Source organism: Luteibacter jiangsuensis, from assembly GCF_011742555.1.
Lineage (GTDB): Bacteria > Pseudomonadota > Gammaproteobacteria > Xanthomonadales > Rhodanobacteraceae > Luteibacter > Luteibacter jiangsuensis.
The window spans coordinates 118,166-124,165 of the sequence record NZ_JAAQQR010000011.1 but is presented as its reverse complement, the minus strand read 5'-3'; the positions used below and the strand labels follow the sequence as shown (position 1 = coordinate 124,165).

9 protein-coding genes are annotated in these 6,000 nt (G+C 56.8%); 4 read left to right on the top strand and 5 right to left on the bottom strand.

Annotation, left to right across the window (positions count from 1 at the left end):
• Positions 1-100 precede the first annotated feature (100 nt).
• The 3 genes from HBF26_RS19995 to HBF26_RS18260 form a co-directional block, all read right to left on the bottom strand.
• Positions 101-340, bottom strand: a complete 240-nt coding sequence (locus tag HBF26_RS19995; protein WP_425483010.1) for an FRG domain-containing protein — start codon at positions 338-340, stop codon at positions 101-103.
• A gap of 1,007 nt (positions 341-1,347) precedes the next feature.
• Positions 1,348-1,536 carry a DUF3606 domain-containing protein gene (locus tag HBF26_RS19990; protein WP_167129498.1) on the bottom strand — a complete coding sequence of 63 codons (189 nt, stop codon included), beginning with the start codon at positions 1,534-1,536 and terminating at the stop codon, positions 1,348-1,350.
• Between the two features lie 73 nt (positions 1,537-1,609).
• A complete protein-coding gene (locus tag HBF26_RS18260) occupies positions 1,610-1,822 on the bottom strand; it encodes a hypothetical protein (protein ID WP_167129497.1) in 213 nt (70 codons plus the stop codon).
• A gap of 855 nt (positions 1,823-2,677) precedes the next feature.
• Between HBF26_RS18260 and HBF26_RS18255 the strand changes: the two genes are divergently transcribed.
• From HBF26_RS18255 to HBF26_RS18240, 4 genes are all read left to right on the top strand, one after another.
• On the top strand, positions 2,678-3,142 hold the full coding sequence (locus HBF26_RS18255; RefSeq protein WP_167129495.1) for a CC0125/CC1285 family lipoprotein: 465 nt from the start codon (positions 2,678-2,680) through the stop codon (positions 3,140-3,142).
• On the top strand, positions 3,126-3,401 hold the full coding sequence (locus HBF26_RS18250; RefSeq protein WP_167129494.1) for a hypothetical protein: 276 nt from the start codon (positions 3,126-3,128) through the stop codon (positions 3,399-3,401). The genes HBF26_RS18255 and HBF26_RS18250 overlap by 17 nt, the downstream gene beginning before the upstream one ends.
• A gap of 404 nt (positions 3,402-3,805) precedes the next feature.
• Positions 3,806-4,024: a hypothetical protein gene (locus HBF26_RS18245; RefSeq protein ID WP_205287671.1), complete on the top strand. Its 219-nt coding sequence runs from the start codon at positions 3,806-3,808 to the stop codon at positions 4,022-4,024.
• A 187-nt stretch (positions 4,025-4,211) separates the two neighbouring features.
• Positions 4,212-4,604 (top strand): hypothetical protein, encoded by a 393-nt coding sequence (locus HBF26_RS18240; protein ID WP_167129493.1) that lies wholly within the window; start codon positions 4,212-4,214, stop codon positions 4,602-4,604.
• Between the two features lie 185 nt (positions 4,605-4,789).
• Here the strand turns inward: HBF26_RS18240 and HBF26_RS18235 are convergent, their stop codons facing one another.
• Entirely contained in the window at positions 4,790-5,356 is a 567-nt protein-coding gene (locus tag HBF26_RS18235; RefSeq protein ID WP_167129491.1) for a hypothetical protein, read from the bottom strand.
• Positions 5,328-5,999 carry a hypothetical protein gene (locus HBF26_RS18230; protein ID WP_167129489.1) on the bottom strand — a complete coding sequence of 224 codons (672 nt, stop codon included), beginning with the start codon at positions 5,997-5,999 and terminating at the stop codon, positions 5,328-5,330. The genes HBF26_RS18235 and HBF26_RS18230 overlap by 29 nt, the downstream gene beginning before the upstream one ends.
• Position 6,000: the final 1 nt, after the last annotated feature.

The window sequence follows — 6,000 nt, the reverse complement described above, 5'->3', positions numbered from 1 at the left end:
CGGCCTCACGCAGGAAGCCGATGATCTGCTCTTCGGAAAAGCGCTTCTTCACGTCCAATCTCCGTCAGTTGGGGGATTGGACTCCAAATCGCCGTGCTACTCAAAACTGGGGGGACGTCGTAGGTAGCCCATGGTGTTGCGCTAATCCAAGGAGGATCGAAAAATCCTGCCTGTTCGATGGATTGAACTGCCGATTGAGAGCTATTTCTGCTCTAACCCGAAATTTCGGCAGGAGTTCGTCGATATATCTGTCAAATCTAGTAAGCCCTGCACGCGTGCAGCTTGTTTGCAGGCGCCACTCGCTATTTCCGTGGCCGCGAAACACGGACACGTTGTGCATCTCCCGAACTGTACCGGCCCAGTCTTTGAATGCCTTCCACGACGGAAGAGGTTGCACGGTTACAGTCTGCTGGTCAGGCACTTTTAACCGAACGGCGCCTCCTCCACCCGGACCCTGCCAGTCTCCATGTAGCTCGGTCCCTGACCATTTCAGCTTCGCCGAGAACTGGGACAGGTCGGCTCGCTCTTCGGCTGGAGGAACGGGCACGAGTGCGCCATCTGAAGTCGCACGATATGTTCGCTTGGGCGTCACATACAACGAACGATCAGGCCCTTCCTGGATGTCGACGACGACCGCAAATCCCTCGGGTGCGGGGTCATAGACCCATGTATGGACGATTGCCTCTCCATTGTGCCGACGGTCACGCGTAAACATGACCGATGCCAACACGTTGTCCCTCTCAACGGTGCCGAATAACTGCAAGTGGTCCATCTAGCAGCCCTCAATTTTGCCGAGATCGTAACGCTCGGCGATCTTCCAATCCATATCGGGCTAACTGGCTCGCCGCTGAGCCAAGATGCGTCACGAGCCGCGCCGCTTTGCGAATTGTTCCTATAGGCGTGAAGCCGCAACTTGGGGTAAGTCGACTGCATCAAAGAATGAGAGAGGGAGGTGCGCGGGCGAGGGACAAGGCCGCGCGCCGAGTCAGAGCAGGCGGTGTGACTTATGCTCCGCTACGTCACCATCAAGAAATTCGCTGCCGAATCCGGTTACACCGAGGAAGCGATCCGCAGCAAGATCGGCGCAGTCAAGCGTGCGTCATTTCTTGCGCGCTATAACCGGTGATGATCATGGGACAGGAACTGGAGCCCACCCGCCTGATGCCGTCTCCTTGAAAACATCGACGAGCTGCGGTCCACCTGCACGAGCAGCACATCCAAGAGCAAACTCGACCGCGCGCCCCTCGGAGGAGAATCGTTCGGTTATCCCATGCGCAAGGACCCGCCAAATTCTCTCGTTCATCGCCGGATAGAAGATGAAAATCCGGCAGCGCGGTCCTTTGGAAATCACTTCCGGCGCTTCCGGCGTAGCTCGGCACGCACGTCCCAGGACGAGTCGCCCACAGTAAGGACGGCCTTGCGCAGCGACAGCTCGCTCACTCCTAATACTCGCGTCCAATATCGCATATCGGAGCGCAGGCATACGTTGACCTTTGTCAGGTCGGCTGGAGCAGCGACAAAAGGCGTATCAGTCATCAGCTTTCTCCCGGATGAGAAACCGGTATCCTCCATGCAGGGTTACACGCCTGTGACGGCGTACGGGGCTATGCTAAGGATCGTAGAGGGCCCAGAGGCCATCCGGACGCTCCACTTGGATCTCTACCTCGGCCCCGGCCGTGATCAGGAACTTGGCAAGAACCTCGGCTGCTTCAAACGCCTCAACCTCGGTGGAGAACTCGCGCTCGGTCTGAGTACTGGTCCGCACTCGCCACAGGCCACGCTTTGCCGAAGGTCGAGCAATGAGAATCGTCAGGTCAACCATTCGTCCTTCTCACGCAGAAGCCTGCGCTATCGGTCGGACCACGCTGGCCCTTTACCAGTGAAGGTCGCGCGACTAACTCAAGCGGTCTCGCTCACGTCCATGCGTTTCAAAGATCTCGTACCAGCGAACAAACTCCGCCACTCTGTTGCCTGGAGCCTTCTGGAGCGGAACGCTTCTCAGGAAGATCGCTCGGGCCGCATCGAGCCCGCTAGTCTGCTCTTGCGCATCGTTCATGAGGTGCGGGGTGAGACATCTAAGTCACCATGATCGGCAATCGCTTCAAGCACGGGCAATGACGTGTAGTGCGCGAGTAGCGGATACCGCATCGTCATTAATCCACAGTAGTGTGCGGACACATCGCGGACACAAGCATCGCGACTGAGCGTAAAATCCGCAGATATCGCGTAACCCGTTGAATGGACTGGTGCCGGAGTGGGCGCCGAACACCTAGTAATACTGCGGCTCAGGGGCTATCTGGCGACCACTTACTCCCAAAGTTACTCATCTTCGCTTTGGCCTAGATCGGCCTAGAATAGGCCCAGGGGTGAGTCACTAGGGGAAGGATATGGGGAAGCTACTACTTGCCGTACTCGTGGCGGGCCTAGGCGGGTGTGCCGTCGCCCACAAGACTGTTACGCCAGATGGCCGCCAGGGGTTCTCGATAAATTGTTCGGGCTCGGCCATGGCCTGGAACCAGTGCTATGAGAAGGCCGGGGAACAATGCCCTCACGGGTACGACATTTTGAGCAAGGACGGCGACGGCGGTAATGCCACGGCAGCCGGGGGCGGCGGTTTTTTTGGAGCCGGGGTCAGCAACACCCGCTCGATGCTTATCGCGTGCAAAGGAGGCCAGCGGTGATCAAAGTAGCTCTACCCCTCCTAGCAACCGCCCTGCTCTCGGCGTGTGCTACCAGCTACCAGCCGAAAGCATGGTCAGGCGGATTCAGCGAAACCCAGCTTTCGCCAGATACCTTCATGGTCAATTTCGCTGCCAACGCCTACACGTCGCCCGAGCAGGCCTCGGATTTCGCCATCCTGCGTGCGGCCGACAAGTCCGAGGCCCTGGGCTGCGACCACTTCGCCATCCTCAACGGGGCGGAAACGGCCACGACCGGAGCAGTCACGGTCAACACGGCAGCCTATGGGGAGAATACGTCCGTATCTACGGGCGGTGTCTTCCCCATGGTCAAGCCGAACAGCAAGCTCATGGTCCGCTGCTTCAAAGGCCAGCCCGAGGGCGTGCAGGCTTTCGACGTGGCGTTCATCCAATCGAGTATCCGGAACAAATATAGGATGAAGGCGTATGCAGTCACTCGCTAAGCTGTTCGCGTCTCTCACCTTCCTCGCTCTCGTCGTCTTACCGAACAGAGCATCGGCATGCGACAGCGGATATTGGGTTCAGTCAGTGGCGGACGACGGGGGAATCATCGTCCTCAACGACGGGACCATCTGGGAAGTGTCCTCCATCGACAAGATCGATAGTGCGCTTTGGCTACCCATGACGGAAGTCGTGGTCTGCGACGACAAGCTCATCAACGTAGACGACAACGAGACCGTAGAGGCAACGCGCATCAAGTGACGGTCTGTTGATGCCCATTGTTCTCAACAGCATTTTGTTGTTCTTTACAGTGCTGCTGATTTCTTTGATTGTTAATCAACGGGCTAAATTAGCTCTGTGGACGGCTATGCGTGGGTCATCACCCAGGAGACAGCACCCACCATGGCACTTCGTCTCACTGTGCGATATCCCGCAAAGACCCTAGTTACTACTCATCGCTACTTTAGTAATCCTGGCTCTTGCCTACTGAGTAACCACTCCATCGTACCTACCGCCCTACCCGCTACCACCCTACCGGGTCACCCGCGCGTCCTCGATGGAGCACCCCCTAGAGGGCGATTTCGGGCCACTCCGGCATGCGATCGGAGAGCACACGGCGGTCGTTTGATTTATTGATATAAATCAAAGTCACCAAGGAAGCTCAGATGACAGAATTCGATCCCGCGACGCAGATTAGTGACGCTATGCGCGAAGAGGCTAGGCAAAACCCGGGTGGCTGGGTCTATGTGATTTCTGGGAACTTCGCTCCCTCGGATGCCGTGCCACCGCACGCAATCGTGGGTGCGTGGAAGGTCGATGGCACAGGTGAAATCGTTGCCGGCAGCTTTCGGAAGAATCCCAACTTCAAGCCGCCCCCGATGTAATGACCTCTACTTTAGAAATGTGGCGAGGCCGCCTAGATGGTGGTCTGTATAAGGAGTTGCACCATTGGTGCTACCACCACAGTGGGCAACCCTTCCCCTTCGATACAGCCCCCTTCGTAGGGGCTTCTTGCCCTACTCCACGAGAGGATGCGCGCGCAGAGATGCGACGACGTATGAGGATCCGGAAGTGACCGAGAAGTCGCTCAACATCGCAGGCAAAGACTGGTTCACCGAGGAAGAGGCCGCCTTCTACTGCGGCGTCTCCCTGCGGCAGTTCCAGACTCACTACGGCGAACTCGGGATTCAGCCTCGGAGGTTCATGGGACGGAAGCTATTTGCACGGGACGAGTTGTCAGCGGTGATCGAACGATCGGACCCGTGGCATCGGCACACGCAGTCTGCCGAGGACCGACAGTCTTTCATTGATGCCATCGTGCAGGGGCGGAAGGAAGTGGAGGCAGCCGCTAGACTGGCACAGAAAGAAGCCAAGCGATTGGGCTTGAGCGTTACGCCGAACCTAGCCCCTGTACCGCTTCGCCCCTTCAAGCCACGAAAGCGCAAGCCGACTGTAGGAAGTTAGCGCCCGAGGCTAAAGTTTGTAACTTCGCTTGAACTGCCCATTTTACGGCGTCGGAAAACCCGTTGCGTTGCAATCCTTCGCTAAAGTAGCTGGCTCTAGGTAGCCCATTTTGAGAAAATTTCCCTCCGAACGGCCCGCCACAGCGAACAAGAGCGAGCCCTTCGTAAAACGCTGCGGCCTGCTAATTAGGGAGGAACGAGTCCCTGCCTGATCATACGTTTGTAATCGCGGCTACCCCGAATTTCGGCGAGCCTTTTTCGCACGCCATCCTTCAGTCGATCCTCCTGGCATTCGCCTTTGGCAACTGCCGCGGCAAGACGAAGTCCAAGTTGCTTGCCAGACTCAAAACCTTGGGTAGCCGCATTTGCACATGCAATAGCTAGGGCAGCAGTTGCATCAACAGAGAGCTGCACGAGGTCTATGTGGGCAGCGTTAACCTGCTCAAAAACAGTCGCCCCACGAGTCGCCTCCTGCTGCAGGCCGAGTCCCGAAAGCACTTCCTCGTCTAATTCGATATACGACACATCGTCAATAGCTTTCGACCCTGCAACTATGGCTAGCGCAATATCATCTAACTTTAGGGGATCTTCAAGACGATAGAAAGAAAGTCGACCATTAACCGAAACATCAAAATGCCGTAGCACACTACCGGACAGCGTGGACCCGGTAGCTTCGCGAACGCCCTGACCTTCCGGAGCAAGCGGCGGCTTCAGAGGAACATCATTACGGAGTATTCGAACGAGTTTCGTCATCGTCCATTCCTTTGAGACGTCGCAGCGTTTTATGCAAGGTGGCCCGCACTTCGGGAAACGGCGATCTATCGATCGAAGGTTTCAAAGCGCCCGCAGTTGCCTCATCGGCTATGTCATCTAACGATCTTGCAGCGGCAAGAGCAGTCACGAAGTCCTGAGAAAGAGTGCTGGTCAAGAACAATCTCTTGAGTCGACTCAAGTCGAACTTCGTTTCGTGCATTCCTAGGTAGCGGAGGGCTGCAGCCTTTGCGTCGCTGCTAACGTACCGAGCATCGACGTGTAGGATTCGATCCAGTGCAGACAGGCAAATGTCTGCTTGCCCCATGTACTGACCGAACAATTCGTCCATATATAACATGCGATCACCGGGAACGAGATCCCAAGCCGATGCGCGTTGCATATCGCCAAACAAACGTAAGGTTGCCTTGCGTTCGGCGTCCGCCTGAGCATCCACGCTCGATGTGACTGCAGCTGGCAGTGCCGTTGCCTGTGACAGTGCACCGCGAGCAGGTTCAGAAGACAAAGCCGCTCCACGAATGAAGGCTGCAGGTAGAGCGGCACCTAAAACCGACCACGTCGTCGTGCCAGTCCCGCTGGACGAGGTTATTGCTTTCGCCCACGAAGTCCTCTCACCTTGTGTCATC

Bases quoted from the DNA above. Each gene is read 5' to 3' on its own strand.
- HBF26_RS18245 (WP_205287671.1), top strand. From the start codon at position 3,806: ATGACAGAATTCGATCCCGCGACGCAGATTAGTGACGCTATGCGCGAA.
- HBF26_RS19990 (WP_167129498.1), bottom strand. From the start codon at position 1,536: ATGACTGATACGCCTTTTGTCGCTGCTCCAGCCGACCTGACAAAGGTC.
- HBF26_RS18260 (WP_167129497.1), bottom strand. From the start codon at position 1,822: ATGGTTGACCTGACGATTCTCATTGCTCGACCTTCGGCAAAGCGTGGC.
- HBF26_RS18230 (WP_167129489.1), bottom strand. From the start codon at position 5,999: ATGACACAAGGTGAGAGGACTTCGTGGGCGAAAGCAATAACCTCGTCC.
- HBF26_RS18235 (WP_167129491.1), bottom strand. From the start codon at position 5,356: ATGACGAAACTCGTTCGAATACTCCGTAATGATGTTCCTCTGAAGCCG.
- HBF26_RS19995 (WP_425483010.1), bottom strand. From the start codon at position 340: ATGCACAACGTGTCCGTGTTTCGCGGCCACGGAAATAGCGAGTGGCGC.
- HBF26_RS18250 (WP_167129494.1), top strand. From the start codon at position 3,126: ATGCAGTCACTCGCTAAGCTGTTCGCGTCTCTCACCTTCCTCGCTCTC.